Annotated in this window: 12 protein-coding genes; 7 read left to right on the top strand and 5 right to left on the bottom strand. The window is 57.6% G+C overall.

What is annotated here, in order from left to right; genetic code table 11:
- Positions 1 to 60: 60 nt before the first annotated feature.
- Entirely contained in the window at positions 61 to 1,296 is a 1,236-nt protein-coding gene (locus tag PW789_RS11990) for an ROK family transcriptional regulator (RefSeq protein WP_299376489.1), read from the top strand.
- 64 nt (positions 1,297 to 1,360) lie between these two features.
- Here PW789_RS11990 and hflX read toward each other — a convergent pair whose 3' ends face one another.
- Positions 1,361 to 2,863: a GTPase HflX gene (gene hflX, locus PW789_RS11985; RefSeq protein ID WP_299376486.1), complete on the bottom strand. Its 1,503-nt coding sequence runs from the start codon at positions 2,861 to 2,863 to the stop codon at positions 1,361 to 1,363.
- 340 nt (positions 2,864 to 3,203) lie between these two features.
- Here hflX and PW789_RS11980 point away from each other — a divergent pair, with 340 nt between their 5' ends.
- Genes PW789_RS11980 through PW789_RS11970 form a run of 3 tightly spaced genes read left to right on the top strand, consistent with a single transcriptional unit; the run spans position 3,204 to position 7,325 of the window.
- Positions 3,204 to 5,849, top strand: coding sequence for a hypothetical protein (locus tag PW789_RS11980; RefSeq protein WP_299376483.1), 2,646 nt, complete (start codon positions 3,204 to 3,206; stop codon positions 5,847 to 5,849).
- Positions 5,785 to 6,411 (top strand): hypothetical protein, encoded by a 627-nt coding sequence (locus tag PW789_RS11975; RefSeq protein ID WP_299376480.1) that lies wholly within the window; start codon positions 5,785 to 5,787, stop codon positions 6,409 to 6,411. The genes PW789_RS11980 and PW789_RS11975 overlap by 65 nt, the downstream gene beginning before the upstream one ends.
- A 23-nt stretch (positions 6,412 to 6,434) precedes the next feature.
- Entirely contained in the window at positions 6,435 to 7,325 is an 891-nt protein-coding gene (locus PW789_RS11970; RefSeq protein WP_299376475.1) for an SMP-30/gluconolactonase/LRE family protein, read from the top strand.
- Here PW789_RS11970 and PW789_RS11965 read toward each other — a convergent pair.
- Both PW789_RS11965 and uxuA read right to left on the bottom strand, forming a co-directional pair.
- The gene (locus PW789_RS11965) at positions 7,320 to 8,069 is read right to left on the bottom strand and encodes an SDR family oxidoreductase (protein ID WP_299376472.1); all 750 of its coding nucleotides are present in this window, start codon (positions 8,067 to 8,069) and stop codon (positions 7,320 to 7,322) included. The two genes, PW789_RS11970 and PW789_RS11965, sit on opposite strands and share 6 nt — an antisense overlap.
- 3 nt (positions 8,070 to 8,072) lie before the next feature.
- Positions 8,073 to 9,272, bottom strand: coding sequence for a mannonate dehydratase (gene uxuA, locus PW789_RS11960; protein WP_299376468.1), 1,200 nt, complete (start codon positions 9,270 to 9,272; stop codon positions 8,073 to 8,075).
- 250 nt (positions 9,273 to 9,522) lie between these two features.
- Here uxuA and PW789_RS11955 point away from each other — a divergent pair, with 250 nt between their 5' ends.
- Together PW789_RS11955 and PW789_RS11950 are read left to right on the top strand one after the other, a co-directional pair.
- Positions 9,523 to 10,695: a substrate-binding domain-containing protein gene (locus tag PW789_RS11955; protein ID WP_299376463.1), complete on the top strand. Its 1,173-nt coding sequence runs from the start codon at positions 9,523 to 9,525 to the stop codon at positions 10,693 to 10,695.
- A gap of 331 nt (positions 10,696 to 11,026) precedes the next feature.
- The gene (locus PW789_RS11950) at positions 11,027 to 14,851 is read left to right on the top strand and encodes a carboxypeptidase regulatory-like domain-containing protein (RefSeq protein WP_299376460.1); all 3,825 of its coding nucleotides are present in this window, start codon (positions 11,027 to 11,029) and stop codon (positions 14,849 to 14,851) included.
- 184 nt (positions 14,852 to 15,035) lie between these two features.
- On the opposite strand, the gene PW789_RS11945 is transcribed toward PW789_RS11950, so the two are convergent.
- Both PW789_RS11945 and PW789_RS11940 read right to left on the bottom strand, forming a co-directional pair.
- Positions 15,036 to 15,320 (bottom strand): hypothetical protein, encoded by a 285-nt coding sequence (locus PW789_RS11945; RefSeq protein ID WP_299376457.1) that lies wholly within the window; start codon positions 15,318 to 15,320, stop codon positions 15,036 to 15,038.
- Positions 15,321 to 15,337: 17 nt separating this feature from the next.
- Positions 15,338 to 15,727, bottom strand: a complete 390-nt coding sequence (locus PW789_RS11940; protein ID WP_299376455.1) for a hypothetical protein — start codon at positions 15,725 to 15,727, stop codon at positions 15,338 to 15,340.
- Between the two features lie 472 nt (positions 15,728 to 16,199).
- Between PW789_RS11940 and PW789_RS11935 the strand changes: the two genes are divergently transcribed.
- On the top strand, positions 16,200 to 17,267 hold the full coding sequence (locus tag PW789_RS11935) for a low specificity L-threonine aldolase (RefSeq protein ID WP_299376453.1): 1,068 nt from the start codon (positions 16,200 to 16,202) through the stop codon (positions 17,265 to 17,267).
- The last annotated feature ends 34 nt before the right edge of the window (positions 17,268 to 17,301 follow it).

Below are 17,301 nucleotides of genomic sequence, written 5' to 3'. Positions count from 1 at the left end.
TGGTGGATCAGGCAGCATGGAAAAACGTAAGGACTGTCGTACCATTCGAGTAACGGTCCCATGAGCCTAAAGCGACAGGAGAAATCGCGAATCGTTCAGACACGCAGGATTCGGCGTATCGACGTCACAACACTCCAGACGGCGTCGAGCGACATTGCGCGTGACATCAACCGCGACATTATTCTGGAGTTGATCCGCTTCAAGCAGCCGCTTGCGAGAGCAGATCTTGCGCGTCTTTCGGGGCTGCGTCCTAGTACCGTTTCCAAGATTGTGGAGCAGCTCGTCCGGGAAAATTGGGTTACGGAGGGTGCTGTTGTTAAACCTGCGCGCGGCCGTCCTTCGACGATGCTGACCGTCAACAGTTCGATGGTCACCTTTGCATTGGACATGCGGCCGGATCACAGTATCTTAGCCATTGTTGATCTTAGCGGCCGCTTTTTGCATCGTGAGAATATTCCTGGCTTCACGGATCTTAAGCGTACCGTGGTGCAAATCGGCAAACGTATTCGCGGCTTGCGAAAGCAGCACCCACATATGTCTTTTGAGGGAATTGGTGTCAGCGTGCCTGGGCGTGTCCATCCCATAACGCAGCGTGTACTGCTCTCGCCTAACCTGAAGTGGCACGACTTCGATCTGAAGGGTGCTCTTGAGCGAGAGTCCGATCTCCAGGTGGAGATTGAGAACGACGCAAATGTCTGTCTCATCTCTGAGCTGTGGTACGGGCGTCTGCAAGGAGCGAGAAACGTGGTGCTGGTGGCGGTTGCTGAAGGGCTGGGAACCGCGATTCTTGCTGGTGGCGACATGCAGTTTGGCTCAAATGGCCTTGCAGGAGAGTTTGGCCACGTCCTGGTCGACCCGAATGGACCATTGTGCGGTTGTGGCCAGAAGGGGTGCTGGGAGGTTATTGCATCATCGCGCGCGACCGTTCGCATGTTCAATGAGTCAAGCGGGCGCAAAGTCGAATCTGTTTACGAGGTGATGCGTCTGAGTGAAGACGGCAATCGGAACGCCATCAAGGCGCTTACAGCGCAGGCGCGCGCTTTGGGGCGAGGGATGCGAATGATCACAGCGACATTGTCGCCAGAGCTCATTCTTGTCGTCGGGGACATTACGTCGTCATGGGACAGCTATCATGCCATCATCGAGCAGGAGCTGTCAGACTCGATGCTTGCGGGAATGCCCCCTGTTTTGCGGGCTGCCGGTGATGCGGAGCTGGCTCGTTTGAGCGGGAGCGCCGCTATGCTGATGCAGCGTCATGCCACGTACCATCGATCCACGCATGAGCGTCGCCCATAAGACGGTCAGAAGCTTCTCTGAAATGTTCTCTTCATGCGATCGAAGCGCTGTTTTTCAGACAACGCTAGAGAAGGCCGTCCTTCTCCTTGAAGCGTTGGTAGCGGTTGAGCAGAGAAGCCGGTCCTCGGACATGGAGAAACACAAGGTTGCCCTCGAAACGCGTCTCGTCGATGAGAGCCCCGGCTTCGAGCGAGGCGAGTATGGCGCCTTCGGATTGCGGAAGTCGAAAGCTCGATTCGATGATCGGGTCTGCGACGAGCGCGGCATCGATGGCAGCCAGAAGTTGTTCGAGACCTGAGCCCTGAAGTGCCGAGACGGGAATCGCTTCACGATCATTTGAGAGGTGAGCGATCTCCTGCGACGGGACGAGATCTGCTTTATTCAGAATTTGGATGACGGGCTTGCTTGAGACTTCAAGCTCGGCTAAAACTTTTTCAACCTGGATCTTTTGTTCTTCGCGCATTGGACTGGAGGCGTCTTGCACGTGAAGAAGAATTTCCGCCCGCTCGACCTCTTCGAGGGTGGCGCGGAAGCTCGTAACGAGAGTGTGCGGGAGGTTCCGGATGAATCCGACAGTATCCGACAGCAGGATCTTGCGGCGGGAAGGGAGCTGCAGCTGCCGAAGCTTGGGGTCGAGAGTGGCGAACATTCGCGATGATTCAAGCACTCCAGCCTCCGTGAGTGCATTGAAGAGTGTGCTCTTTCCCGCATTGGTGTAGCCGACGAGGGCTACGACTGGGACTGGGACAGCCTCGCGGCGTTGCCGCTGCTGATGCCGGATGCGGCGAACCGAGTCGAGCTGCATCTTGATATGGTCGAGGCGAAGGTTGATCTTACGGCGATCGGTCTCGAGCTGGGTTTCTCCCGGCCCACGTGTTCCAATGCCACCTCCAAGTTGCGACATCGCGCGACCACGTCCAGCCAGCCGGGGAAGCTGGTATTCGAGCTGGGCAAGCTCTACCTGAAGCTGGCCCTCGCGTGTTTTGGCGTGGCGGGCGAAGATATCGAGGATGAGCTGTGAACGGTCGATGACATGGCAAGGGAGCCGGGCTTCGATGTTGCGTAGCTGCGAGGGGCTAAGGTCGTGATCGAAGAGAACGAGCGAGGCGTTGGTGGAAGCAACCACAGCAACAATCTCGTCGAGTTTGCCCTGGCCTACGAGGCTGGAGGGATCGGGTTTCTGGCGGCGCTGAACGATTGTGGCTGCAATGGACGCGCCTGCTGATCGCGCAAGTTCTTCGAACTCTGCACGCGTGGCCTCAAAATCGAGGGTGGTTGTGGATTGATCCGAAAAGTCTTCTTCTCCAGCCATGACTGCAGCTGCGGTCCGCGCAAGTCGAGCGGCTTCTGTAATCTGTTTGCGTTTGCGGAGTTCACCCGTGAACTCGACTACGACAAGAACGGCAAGTTCCTGCTGCGTCTGGGAGGTGCGGAGTTCGCGGGCAAGGAGTGCTGCGTCCTGCGCCTCACTTGCTTCGACGAGACTGCGACGGACGGTCTTTCTGCGATTCCTGCGTGATTCCGATTGATCCTCGGCAGCTTCGAGTGAAGCCTTCTTGCTGGTCAAAGTAGTCTCAATTCAGTGCCAGAGATTCTGGCCGACTCTCTTCATGATACTGGAACAACTGACATTGGATGTTTCATGATGCGAGATGTTCCCAGCGTGCCGGATGCCTGGCAACCAGGTGTTTTATCGGCGGCCTGCTGTTTCTAAAGGGCAGCGGTACGAGGGACGGTTTAGCTACCCGCGAAATATGAAACATCTTTGATGAATGTTCATCGATCTGGCGGCGAGCATGTGTCAGGTCTAGGTTTGTACCTGCCGTGTGGCCAAGGCTTGATGGCGCAGATGTTGCACTGAAATGAAGATCAATTTAAGGACCGATGATTTGACGCTAAAGCGATGGATGCGAGTTTTTCTCCGGGTGTGGCTCCTGCTGTTCTTCTCGTCGTTTGCGTTGCTTCAACAGATGAGTATCCAGGCGTCTGCGGCTGAGATCACTTCCGGTCCCGGAATCACGATCGTGTATCCATCGGCTCAAGATGGATTCGTCACGCTGGTGGTTGAAGATGAGAGCGGACGGCGGATCAAGAATCTGGTGTTCGACCATCCTGTTCATCGCGGCAAAAATGTCATCCGTTGGGATGGTTCGGCACTGCAGGGCGTGGTGGCTGCCGGTCACTATCGTGTGCGTGGACTTTTTCATCGGGAGATCGCTCCACATCTCGAGTATTCGATCTACTCGCCGGGAACGCCACCGTGGCCTACTGCGGACGGTACAGGGGCGTGGTTGGCCGATCACACGGCACCTGCGTCGGCGCTGTTTCTACCGCAGGGCAGCTCGTGGCCTACCAAGTCGGATCAGCCGGAGATGTTGCTTGGCGCGGAGGCCGCGGAGGCCGGCCATGCCTTGATGTGGGTCGACCTGGATGGCCGCAAGCTCGCTGGCACAAAGATCCGGGGATGGAATGGAGGCATTGCGCTGGCGCGCGATGTCGGTAAGAAGCCGAATCCTCAGCACATCGCCTATACCGTCTATGTGGTGAATCCGAGCCGCGATTTCGGGGTGAAAGATCCAGGTGCGCTGCAGATTTATGCCATCACCAAAGGTGGCCTGACTCCGGTGGACAAAGTGATCGGCGGGGTCCAGATGCATGATGCGTTTCGCCAGTTGGTGGGGCTGGCGGCGTATGACGGCTTGCTGCTACTGGCAAACCCGGCGGCGAATGAGATCGTCGCGTTTGATGTGAGAGATGGCGTGCGGCCTGCGTTCGCGCGATTCCATGTCGACAAGCTGGGGGCGATTGCCTTTGAACCGGATGGCCGCCTCCTGGTCAGCAGCGGCGGAGCGATTGTGCGTTGTGCGGTACAGAATGACTGGCACAGCGTCAGCCTTGTGGACGAGAGCACGGTCGTCGCCAAGGACAAGTTGCAGGCGCCGAAGCAGGTCCTTGAGGCTGATGGTGAGATCTATGTGACGGATTGGGGAACGAGCCACCAGGTCAAAGTCTTCGATGCGGCTTCGGGAAAGATGCTGCGGGTGATCGGAGATCCGGGAGGGCCGCAACTTGGAGCCTATGATGAGCGGCGCATGGCGCATCCGCTGGGGATGGCAGTCGATTCGCGCGGTGTGCTGTGGGTTGCGGAAGAGGACTATCTCCCGAAGCGGATCAGCCGGTGGGATGCGAAGTCAGGGCGGTTCCTCAATGCGTGGTACGGACCGACGCAATATGGCGGCGGAGGGTTTGTCGATCCGAAGGATAAGACGAGGGCGTACTATCCTTCGATCGGAAACCCGGGCAGCATGGGCTTGCTGGAGTTCAAGGTCGATCCGAAGACGGGAGACTCGCGGCTGGCGGCGGTGCGGTATCGCTATCCCGATCCGCTAAACGATGCGATCAGTTATGCAGGGTATCCAACGCGGCCGATCTTCTTCCCGAACGACATGATTCCGGTGGGCTCGCACGGCGGTATTACACCGGCGCAGACGTTTTACTTTAAAGGCCATCAATATTTCACCGATTCCTACAACACCTACTGGTATAACCAGTCGCATGTGACCACGTTGTGGATGCTGCAGGATGGCATCTGCCGGCCGATTGCATCGGCAGGCTGGGTGGGGTCGGGGGCGCATCACTGGACGACGCTCGATCTCCCTGCGATTAAGGAGAAGATCCCGGCAGGTAATCCTGACGGCGTTTTCTTTACGTGGACCGACAGCAATCACGATCATGCGGTGCAGCCGGACGAGGTGCAGTTCTTCCGCCCCGAGGTGCCGGGATCAGCTGGCGTGGTCATCCAGCCTGATCTTTCGGTGATCAGCGGCGGGCCGTATCAATTGCCGGCGGCTTCGGTCGATGCGTTTGGCGTCCCTTCGTATGACTTGAGCCAACTGCGCCTGCTGTCGAAGACGCCAGTGAGCGGTGAGGTTGCTCTCAGCCCGGACGGGTGGTTTATCGCAGGCATGAGTGGTGTGAAGGATGGGCAGTTGCAGTGGACTCTGCCGGAGCGGGGCATCTCGACGCCACCGGAGGGCCCGGGGGATATCGAAGGTCCGAAGCGGATGCTGGGGTATCCGGTGAAGTCCGCACGGGGTGAGGCGGGATACATGGTGGCGCGTTACTCCTACATGGGCGAGATCTACGTGTATACGACCGACGGGTTGTTGGTGACGACGATGGGCGGCGATGCCAGGACCTCGCAGTTCTGGCCGTACAAGGAACAGCGGGTCGGAATGCCGATCACAGGACTGAGCTTCGATGCGGAGCAGTTCTGGCCGTTCATGTTTGCGCTCGACGATGGAGGCGTTTATCTTTCGGTGGGAAAGTGGCACAGCTCGATCGTTCGGCTGGATGGTTTGGATTCGATACAGCGAATCGATCTGGGGAGCATCACGGTCACACCTGCCGAGATTGCTGCCGCGGAGCCGCTTCGCCATCAGGCAGCAGATACATTCCGGCCTTCGGGAAGAGGTGCACGTACGGGCTTTGCCAAAGGGCAAGGGGATGGACTTCGGATCGTGGCCTGCGGACCAATGGGCGCCGATCAGTAAAGGCTCTTCGTTCCAGATGGGGACCGATGGTCAGAAGCTGGTCGTCGCTTATCGCACCGATCAGCCGCAGCTTTTACAGAACGCTGCGACCGAGTTTCCGTTTGCCTTTACGCAGGGCGGAGGGCTGGATCTGATGCTTCGTTCTACAGGGGAGAGCGATGCGAGAACGCCTGCTGTCGGCGATGTGAGGCTTTTCGTTACAAAGCGCAATGGCCAGCTGCTGGCGGTGCTGTACAAGCAGCGGGCCAGCGCGGCGAAGAACCGCGTGACCTTTGCTTCGCCGGTGGGCGAGGTCACGTTTGATGATGTCGAGGATGTGAGCCGGTTCGTCGAACTCTCTGCGAAGGGTGGCGACTACCAGCTTTCGATTCCATTGTCACTGCTGGGGCTGAACTCGCCTGGCGGCAAGGCGTATCGCGGTGATGTTGGCATGGTGCTCAGCGATGGATCGCGGGCTCGTGCGAGGATGTACTGGCACAACAAGGAAGACTCCATGACGGCGGATGTGCCGAGCGAGGCGCGGTTGAATCCCAGCCAGTGGGGACTGTTCCGGTTTCCGTGAGTTGATGCATCTGCTGGAGGCGTATGCAGTCTTCAATCCGATTGGTCGTCGCGACGAGGGATGTATGTGGAGAGGGCGCTCTCTGGCATCCCGCGCAGAACGCGATCTTCTGGACGGACATCAATCGCCGACTGTTGCATCGCTATGTGCCGGAGCGAGAGGCGCTGGATACATGGGCCTTCGACCAGCCGGTGACTGCGGTGACATCGACCAGCGATGAGGATCTGCTGCTGGTGGTGCTGGGAGGCAGCATTGTCTTGTGGAGTCTGCGTCTGGAGAAGATCGTCCGTACGCTGTTTACACTGCCTGAATGGCCGACGGTGCGTTGCAATGATGCTCGCGTCGCTCCCAACGGAACGCTGTGGTTCGGCACGATGGAAAACAACGTGCGTGCCGATGGCAGCACGGGGGAGGTCGGGCAGTGGGTAGGTTGTCTTTACTCCCTTGCTGCGAACGCAGAGCGGCACATATGGATGACGGGATTCGGAATTGCTAATACGGTTGCCTGGTCTCCTGATGGCACAGTGATGTACTTCGCGGATACGTTGCGCAACTGTCTTTACCGCGCAACGTTCGATGTTGAGCGGAATCAGATCGCCGATCGAGTGGTCTTTAGCGAAGGATTCGAACGAGGTCTTCCGGATGGCTCAGCGGTGGACTGCGATGGATACCTGTGGAACTGCCGATACGGCGGTTCATGCGTGGTGCGTTTCGCGCCGGATGGCTCCGTCGCTGACGTCATCGAGACGCCGGTAAAGAATCCGACGACGTGTACGTTTGGTGCAAACGATCGGCGAACCCTCTACATCACCTCGGCAGGAGCGGTACGCGACGATGACGGCGGTATAGAAGGTGCGCTTCTCGCGCTTGCGGTGGAGATTCCGGGGCTGCCCGCCACGCCGTTTCTTTTATAAACGGACGGGCAGTTGAGCCAGCAGACCTCCATCGACGCGATAGGAGGCTCCGGTGAGGAATGAGGACTCTTCGCGTAAAAGAAACGTGATGACATTAGCGATCTCACCTGGCCTGGCGACGCGGCCGACGGGATGATTGCTGCCCCACTGTTCGAGTAAGTGCTCGGAGGGCGTGTCGCCGCGGAAACGCTCCACTGAGGAGCGCACCATGGGCGTGTCGACTGTTCCCGGCAGAACAGAGTTGATGCGGATGCCGTCTTCGGCGTGATCGATCGCCATGGCTCTCATCAGAGATTCGAGCGCGCCTTTACTTGCGGCGTATGCGGCCACGCCAGCCTGGCAGGCGATGGCTTGTACCGAGGAGACCAGTACGATCGATCCGCCCCTTACCATGGCGGGGATTGCGGATTTGCAGGCGAGAAACGCTCCACGGGTGTTGATCTTCTGCACGAGGTCGTATTCCTCGAGGGGCGTGGTGACGACCGAGCCGTATCGCTGGATGCCCGCACTGTAGACAAGCCAGTCGAGTGGCGCATCGGCTGTTGCCGCGGCGACAGCTTCTTCGATCTCTGTGGGGACACATACATCGCAGGCGACATATTGGACATGGTTGCCCAAGGCATGGAGTGGTTCCTTGACGTCTGCGATCGTGATTGCGACGTCACAGGCGTGAAGTGCTTCAACGGTAGCGAGTCCGATTCCAGAGGACCCGCCGAAGATGAGCGCATTTTTCTTCGTGTGCATAATCTATTCCAAATCCTGTAAGAGTCGCTCGGCCATCAGCATGGCGCCGCGCAGTTCGGCGAGTCCGCGCAGGCGGCCGATTGCGGGGTAGCCGGGCGCCGCGCCGCGCCGGCGATCGCAGAGCAGCTCCTGCCCGTGATCGGCGCGGAAGGGAAGGTCGCCGGTTGTTCCTTCTGCCATGCGCCGGCGCTGCTGTTTCATGATCTCGATCACAATGGCGATCAGGTCGGCGTCGCCTTCGAGGTGCTCCGTTTCGAGGAAACTTTCCGGTGCGTCTGCGAGCGTTGGCTCACGCTGCGTGGAGCGCAGATGGAAGAAGCCGATTCTGTCGGCGAAGGTGCGGACCATGGAGAGAAGATCGTTGTCCGGCCGGACGCCGAGCGCTCCGGTACAGAAGGTCAGCGCGTTAGAGTGTCCTTGATATTGGGCGAGTATCCATTCGAGATCAGACGCGGTGCTGACGATGCGGGGCAGGCCTAGCAAGGGGCGAGGCGGATCGTCGGGATGAATGCAAAGCGTGATGCCAAGCTCTTCTGCCACGGGGCAGACGGTTCGAAGAAAGGTGGCGAGGTGGCCGCGCAGATCTGCGTCGGTGAGGCCGGAGTATGCGGCTAGAAGGTCACGGACCTGTTCTAGGGAAAAGCTGCCGTTTCCACCGGGAAGCCCCTGCAGAATGTTTTGCTGTAGCGTGTCGATCTCGGGCTGAGAGAGCTGTTGAAGATAAGAGTGCGCGGCTTGTGCGCAGTCTTCGCCCCAATCGATTGCAGCCTGTGGGCGGCGAAGCAGGTAGAGATCGAATGCGGCGAAGGCGATAGCGTCGAAGCGTGTCGTGTAGCCGCCACGCGGAGCGGGGGCATGCAGATGGGTCCTCATCCAGCTCAAGAGCGGCATCCAGTTGTAGGCGACGGTACGGATTCCACAGGCAGCAAGATTACGGAGCGACAGCTGGAAGTTATCGAGGTGTAGTTGCCATCCCTGGCCGCGCATTTTGAGGCACTCGCTGACGTCCAGGCTTTCGACGACGGACCATTCCAGTCCGGCGCGTTGGATCTCCTGCAGACGCTGCCGGATGAGGTGAATCGGCCATACCTCGCCGGGAGGAATCTCGTGCAGGGCGGTAACGATTCCGGTTGCTCCAGCTTCGCGGGCGTCTCGCAGAGTGACACGGTCTGCAGGTCCAAACCAACGCCAAGTTTGCTTCATTGCCATCGATGCCATTTCCGGGCAAGGCTTACTTGCCAGATATTTGTGCCCGATTCCATTGCAGGATATCGAGCGTTTAAGGTATTTTTCCTGTGCTGTTCCGTCATGCTACTGGCAGGTGTTCTAACCAGCCTCACGATCGTAGCGACGTCGATGGAGATACAGAAGCGTGGCTTTCCTCTAAGAACAGTATTTCGCTGTATGAAACAAAGACGTAACTGAACGGGAAAGCCAACGGATGAGGATAAGGATGTCTGCGAAGAGTCAACTGGTTTCATCGCAAGAACAGGGCGCCCATACGCGCAGCTATACGATTCAGGCGGTTGTGAGGGCTGCCTCGATTCTCCACGCCTTTCAATCGACCTCGGAGGTGCTTGAGTTGCGGGTGATTGCGTCTAGGGTTGGCCTGCACAAGGCGACGACGTTTCGCCTTCTGGAGACGCTGGTGGAGACGAAGTTGCTGGAGCGGGCGGGCAAGCAGGGTTATCGCTCCTGCGTTCAACCGGCGCGCTCCAAGAGGTATCGCATCGGCTATGCGTCGCAGAGCAATCTGCTTCCGTTCACCACAACGGTCAGCGACAGCCTGGTGGTTGCCGCCAATGAAGCCAACATCGATCTGCTGGTGCTGAGCAATGGATTCAGCTCTCGCGTCGCGCTGCAGAACGCGGAGACGTTTGTTGCGGAGAAGGTAGACCTCGTGATCGATTCGCAGATCAACGTCGCAGTGGCGGCACAGATCGCGGCGAAGTTCTCCGATGCGCGGATTCCATTTATTGCGCTCGATATTCCGCATCCCGGTGCGATCTACTTTGGCGCCGATAACTACAAGGCCGGAAGGATGGCGGGGCGGCATCTTGCGCGCTGGGCGGCGAAGCATTGGAAGGAGGGGCCGGAGCAGGTGATTCTGCTGGGAGTGGATGCGGCCGGTCCTCTGCTGAACGCGAGGCTGACCGGGGTGGTCGACGGTATCAACGAGGTGTCTCCCCAGGGACACACGATTCCGATCCATCACTACGACACCAAGGGGGGCCAGTTTGAGGCGACGCTGGACACGGTGAGGAAGCATCTACGTAGAAAGCGTCCGGAGAGGGCTCTCGTCGGCGCGGTAAATGACTCCACTGCGCTCGCAGCGCTGCAGGCGTTTCGGGAGGTTGGTCATGAGCGAGCCTGCGCCGTCGCCGGGCAGGATGGCAGCGTGGCTGCGAGAGAGGAGATGCGCCGTCCATCCAGCCGGCTGGTGTGTTCGGTCGCTTATTTCCCGGAGACCTATGGAGCGCGCATCGTTCAGCTCGCTCTCGACGTGCTGAAGCATAAGCCGGTGGCGCCAGCAGTCTTCGTGCAGCACGAACTGATCACGCCACAGAATGTCGACAAGATTTACCCCAACGATAGCTGGATGCGTGCGCACTCGCATCGCGCATAACCCCATTTATTTTTCCTGTTATTCGTATCACGATGCAAGACATGACGTGGAGCGACAGGGGTAGCTGTTGTGGGATTGTTTCCATCCTGAATGATCAAAAAGTTCCGTGTTTCTGGCATGTAAGTGGCTTGTTGCGACGAAATCACCGGCCTCCGCGTTAAGCAATTTCGTTTTGCATCGCGAGACAAGTAACGCGGCAGGTCAAAGTCGATGAGAAGTAATTGACACGCTCTTAAGCCCGCGAATACAAAGCTGCTCGACTCTGGCAATGACTTGTGCGGTATCCGCTGCGGGCGAAGCCAGAGGAAGTGGTACGGCCGTAGGAGGCTTTATGCAGCACGACGCAAGAGAGCGTAAGAGATGGAATCTTCGCCACACAGTAACTTTTATCTTTCGGGTGAGTCCGGCCATTATTTGTCTGCCTCTCCTCTTTCTGTTTTGCATCGCCGGGGCTGTGGCGCAGACGGGCCAGGGAGCGATTGGCGGATCGGTAAAGGATTCGGCGGGAGCTCTTGTCCAGAAGGCCACGGTAGAAGTTGTGAGCGACGCTACCGGGGTGAAGCTGTCGACGACGACCAACGACGTTGGTGTCTTCCAGGTGCAGGCGCTCAATCCAGGCATGTATACGATCATGGTTGCGAAGAGCGGCTTTGAGAAAACGACGACGAAATCGGTCAACGTGGCGGGCGTCGGTGTTACGACGATCGACGTGACGCTTTCGGTCGGTACTGCCAACGAGGTGGTGACCGTCAATGCGGGCAGTGACCTGCTGACGAAGACACAGTCGGACGTGACGACGACGGTCGATCATGCCATTGTTGAGAGCCTTCCTTATCCGGAGCGCAGCTCGCTGGGGGCAGCATTGCTGGTGCCCGGTGTGCAGGGCGATGCGCTGCAGCCTGGTGGAATCTCCACCGAAAATCCGGGTGCCTATACCAGCTATGTCACACCGGGTGCGAGCATCGTGATCGGCGGAGCGCCTCCGGGAACGAGCTCGATCGTGGTGGATGGATCGGACGTGACGCAGGCGAGCCTGGCTCGCACGGGAGTTAATCTCTCGGGGCCGGAGGTCCAGGAGGCCACGGTCATCGTGACAGGTCTCTCTGCGCGCTATGGCCGCACTGGCGGAGGCGTGATCGTGCAGAGCAGCACGTATGGCACGAAGGACTATCACGGCTCGGTGACCTACCGGCACACGGATCCTTATTTCAATGCTTTTCCGGATGGGAACACGGCTCCGAATGCATTGCATGAGAACTACTATGGCTTTTATGTCGGCGGCCCTGTCTGGCTGCCGAAGATCTATCCACATCGTGATAAGACATTCTTCTTCGTCGGCGTTGAGCCGGCGCGCATGAAGAATTCGTTCGGCTTTCGCGGTACGTTTCAGACGCCCGATGAGCTTGCAGGACATCTTCACAACTCGCTGGCGCTTTTGAACCAGAGCGTGCTGAAGAGCTCGGGATATGCGGCCGCGCTTGCTGCGCCGCGCGTCGGATCGATCAATTACCAGTCCACGGTGGATGCCAATGGGTTTCCGAATGGGCCTTATGACACGGCGCAGATTCGTTCGATCGCCAACGACGATGTCTCGGCTCAGCTGGGTAAGAACCAGTTTGCGCAGTATGTCCTGTCGCAGTTTCCTACGCCGAGCAATCCCGGTCCTTATGTGAAGTTCGACAATGGGCAGGGAACATCGCAGAACGATGGAACGAATGCCACCTACAAGCGCGGTGTTCTCAACACGGATAATCGTTACTCGATTCGCATCGATCATCACTTCAGCGATGCGGACCAGATGTTTGTCCGCTACACGGTGATCCCGGTGAATGCGGCACGATTCTTTGCCGTCGATCCGACGAATCCGCTAACCATCGTGCCGACGGATGAGGCGAACACCCATGACATCGCGCTGGGATATACCCACGTCTTTTCGCCAACGGTGGTAAACAGCTTTCACTACTCCTTCATGCGCGTAAACCAGCAGAGGCTTCCTCCGCCGATTACGCGGACGAAGGATTATGCCGCAGCGTATGGCTTGACGCCTGCTTCGTTTGGCTTCGGCTTTCCTAGTCTTGGCAATCTGAATCAGAATGGCGTCGCCTACACGATGCAGATGGGCCTCTCGAACGCAGCAATCCAGGTCGACCAGAACTTTATTGCGGGCGACGATATTACCTGGACGCATGGGCAGCACCTGTTTCAGATGGGCGCCGATATTCGCTGGCTGCAGTCGAACCAGTACGACCTGGGAGGAGCGACCGGAGGACGGTATAACTTCCTGGGAGCGCAAACGAACAATGGATCGACCGGAGGCGCTCCGCTGGGGACGTTCATCCTTGGTACGATCTCTGCCTTCAGCAATACACCGGTCCAGATTCCCGGCTACTATCGGTGGCGCTACTATGCCGGATATTTTCAGGACGATTGGCGGATTACTCCGAAGCTGACGCTCAATCTCGGTATGCGGTACGAGTTTGAGACGCCGCGCATGGAGAAGTTCAACAACCAGGCGTACATCGCGTTGAATACGCCGGGCAATCTGAATGGCGTGTTGCCGACAAACACGGCTCTTTGTTTCTCGGGGGCGTGCGGTAATCCTAAGACGCTCTGGCCGGCGAACTATAAGGGCTTCGAGCCGCGGCTGGGCTTCTCGTATGCGCCGACGGCACGCATGACCGTTCGTGCGGCCTACACGCTGCAGCGGCTGCCGCTTACGGGGTATGAAAATCTTCCGGACCCGAACTTCAACGTGGCTTCGCAGTCGGTCGGCAACCAGAGCGGAGGTATCGTCGCGAACTCGACGGTGAATTACATCACCAACCCGGTTGGCGCGCTGACGTCTTCGTATACGTCGCTGGCGGGGAATCGTGGCCCGATCCTTTACTCCAATGGACTGGCGCCGGTGTTCGTGTCGCAAAAGAGCTCCGTGCCATATACGCAGACATGGTCGATGACGCTGCAATATCAGCCTGCTGCGCAGACGGTGTTACAAGCGACCTACAACGGATCCAAGGGAACGCATCTAATCGGCGCCTTCCCGAATCCTTTTTCGACGGCCTTGAATGTGCCGACTCTCAACACAATTGTGAATGCGGTGCAGACGCACCAGAACCTCGGTGCCTCGTCTCCGAACAAGTATGGGATTACGCAGAACGGAGCGTTGGTCTCAGAGTCAAATCTTCAGCTGTTGAATCCGTATCAGAACTTCTTCAACCAGACGATTCCGGAGATCTATCCTCGCGGTGGAACGATGGAATATAACGGGCTGTACCTGAGCGTGAATCAGCGCTTTGGGCATGGCTTGTCGCTGCTGGCGAACTACACGTGGTCGAAGACGCTGGACAACGTGCCGGATACGAATACGGGAGCGAACGGCGGCGGCTTTGGCGCGGCTCTTCCTCAGAATCCGTATGACGCGAATGCAGAGTGGGCGGTGGCCAGCTTCGACCAGGCGAGCCGATTGAAGGCGGGATACACCTACGATCTTCCAATTGGCCAGGGATATTTTCTCAGCTCGCATAACCGGTTCGTCGACAAGTTGATTGGAAATATTTCTACAGCGGGCATCGCGACGTTTGCAGATGGTCTGCCGAGTGCCGTGACGCTTGGAACGGTCGGCTACTTCGTCTCTGTGACGCCGGGTGGAACCAACGGGTGCACGGTGAGCGGCACAAATAAATACTGCACGGCAAACGCTTTGCCTGGGGGCTACACGCTACGGCCGGACATCGTGCCTGGCGTGCCTCTGATCAATAAGAACTGGAAGAAGAACGCACTGAATTCAAACTTTACGCCTTATCTGAATCCTGCTGCGTTTGCGGTTCCCGGCTCGATCAACAACCCTCGGCTGGGGAACGCTCCGCGCACGCTGGCTGGCGCACGGAGTCCGCGCCAGGCGCTCTTCGACATGCGTTTTGTGAAGGGCTTTCAATTCAGCGAGCGCTACAAGCTCAACGTCAATGCCACATTCAGCAATGTCTTCAATCATCCGGTTTATTACGGTGTGAGCAGGGCGCTGAACAGCTCGAATACTGTATCGAATGTCACTGGAACGATTACGCCAGTGGGTACAGCTAATTTCGGACAGTTCAACCAGTCCCAGACTGCGGGTATGTCGCGCGTAATTCGAATTGGAGCGGAGTTTGTCTTTTGAGCTCAGCGGCTGCCAGAGCTCTTTGATTAAAACCATGTCCGGAAGATGCTGTATCGAGCATCTTCCGGGCAGAGACATTGCTGAGACCTCTGCGCTTCTGCTCCGCTGTATGCCAAATAGCATCCACGCTGACGGAGGAGCGAGCTAGTTGCTTGCTGGGAGATCTATTGAACGGGTAGGAGCGTCAGAACTCCCACTTTCCTCCAAAACCGCCTCTGACTTCGTTGAGTTCGTACAGATTGGGGAACTCAAAGGTCCTGCCAGCTTTCAAGGTCTCCGTCGCATGTTTTGCCAACTCAGGCGAGACGATTCGTTGAAAGTCTTTCTCGAAGGTTCCCACGTTGACGCACCACCATTTATGAGTCGCGGATTCTGATGCGGCGATAAACGTGACGGTCTCCAGAGCCCCTTTGGCTTCGCCCTCGTTCTTCAGAAATGGTACGGCAATCAACTTATAGTGAGTAGGCATGAGCCCTCACCCCTTTCCTACTGGAGAAACGCCTTGTTCTCCCAACTCATGGGTTGGGAGTGTTGCATGTATGCGTTCCATAGTTCGGCAAGTGCCTCATCGTCGCTTGCAAAGCGGTACGCCACCGGACCGTGAACGCGGTGAAACATGCGCAATGCCTGAAGTACGCCGTTATAGACACTGAGCGAAGAGCGCACGCAGTCGGTGGTCGTGAGGCTCGTACCGGTAATTTGGTAATCGACCAGGCAGCGCGCGTTCATTGGAGAGAAGCGCACGGTAACGTTCATGCCAGTTGCGCAGAACATTGCTGTCGTCATGGAACCGTTGATCGTTGTCCAGCTCAGATCTGAGCTGTGGTCGAATGTTGCGAACAAAGCCTGAAAAAATCCCCTAATCTGCGTGGTCATTCCATGTCTCTCCTTCAGCTCAAATCCCATTATGGGAAGATAGCAAAGAAAAGGCGAAAGTGGGGGGACTTGTGTGTATTAAATCGATCACCCAATTGGTTGTGGTTTTATGCCTTGTCAGCGGCCTTTTATGCGTTGGAGCGAGGTATCTGCAACTTCAAAGAGCGGCTTCGAGGAGTTGTTGATCGCCAGTTTCGTCGAGTCTCCAACGCCGACCAAACAGAAGCGGATTTCCTGACAGCTTCGACGAGAACACCATAACGCATGGTTATCGTTAGGCACTCCAAGAACAATAGACAACCCGCGCACCTTCGCAATGAACCGATATAAGAGATAAGAGGTTTCTAGCTCGTCGCTTCGTGAAGGAATTTGTCCCTTCTTGCAGAAGCATAGAGGTTTGTTTTCCCAACCTTTCGCTCTTATGCTTGCAGATGCAGGAGTTTTGGCTCCCAGAGAAAGAGGAATCAGTTTCATGCCGTTACCGACGAGTCAAGAGAAGGATTCTATCGATTCACAGCCACAGCAGTTTGCCAGCGATAACTATTCAGGTATCTGTCCGGATGCCTGGGAGGCGATGGCTGAGGCGAACGTGGGCTATGCGCGTTCGTATGGCGAAGACGAATGGACGAGCCGTGCGGCGGAGATGTTTCGCGAACTGTTCGAGTACCCGTGCGAGGTCTTCTTTGCGTTTAACGGGACAGCGGCAAACTCGCTGGCGCTGGCCAGCCTGTGCCAGTCCTATCACGGCGTCGTCTGTGCTGACAGCGCGCATGTGGAGACGGATGAGTGCGGTGCGCCGGAGTTCTTCTCTAATGGGTCGAAGCTTCTGACGGTGGCGACCACCAACGGCAAGATCCTTCCCGAGGTGGTACGAGAGATTGTCCTGCGGCGAAGCGATATCCACTTTCCTCCGCCCCGTGCGCTGACGATCTCGCAGGCGACGGAGACGGGGCTGGTGTATCGCCCCGATGAGATTGCCGCGCTTGCGGAGACGGCGCGTTCACACAAGATGCATCTGCATATGGATGGTGCGCGTTTTTCCAATGCCTGCGCATCGCTGGGCTGCACTCCCGCGGAGATCTCATGGAAGGCCGGTGTCGATGTGCTGTGCTTTGGCGGCACGAAGAACGGCATGGCTGTAGGCGAAGCGATTGTGTTTTTTAACCGCGAACTGGCGCGGGATTTTGACTATCGCTGTAAGCAGGCCGGGCAGCTGGCTTCGAAGATGCGGTTTCTCACCGCGCCATGGATACGGATGCTTGAGAACGGCTCATGGCTGAGCAACGCGGCTCATGCGAATACCTGCGCGCAACGGTTCGCAGAGGGCATCAAAGGGCTGGACGGGATTGACGTGATGTTCGAGGTCGACGCGAATGCGGTGTTCGTTCGGGCCTCCGAAGAGGTCTTTCAGGCGCTGCGGGATCGTGGATGGCGCTTCTACACCTTCATCGGTGGAGGAGCGAGATTTATGTTTTCGTGGGATTCTCGCGAGGATCGTATTAACGAGCTGCTGGCAGATTTCAGGGAGATTGCCGGGTAGTCATTCGGTCCCGGTCGATGTGGCTGATGCAGGC

Origin of the sequence: Edaphobacter sp. (assembly GCF_028283685.1) — a bacterium.
In the GTDB taxonomy this organism is placed as follows: Bacteria; Acidobacteriota; Terriglobia; order Terriglobales; family Acidobacteriaceae; genus Edaphobacter.
Note: the sequence above shows the minus strand (reverse complement) of the source record. Positions and strands in the feature narration are given on the sequence as shown.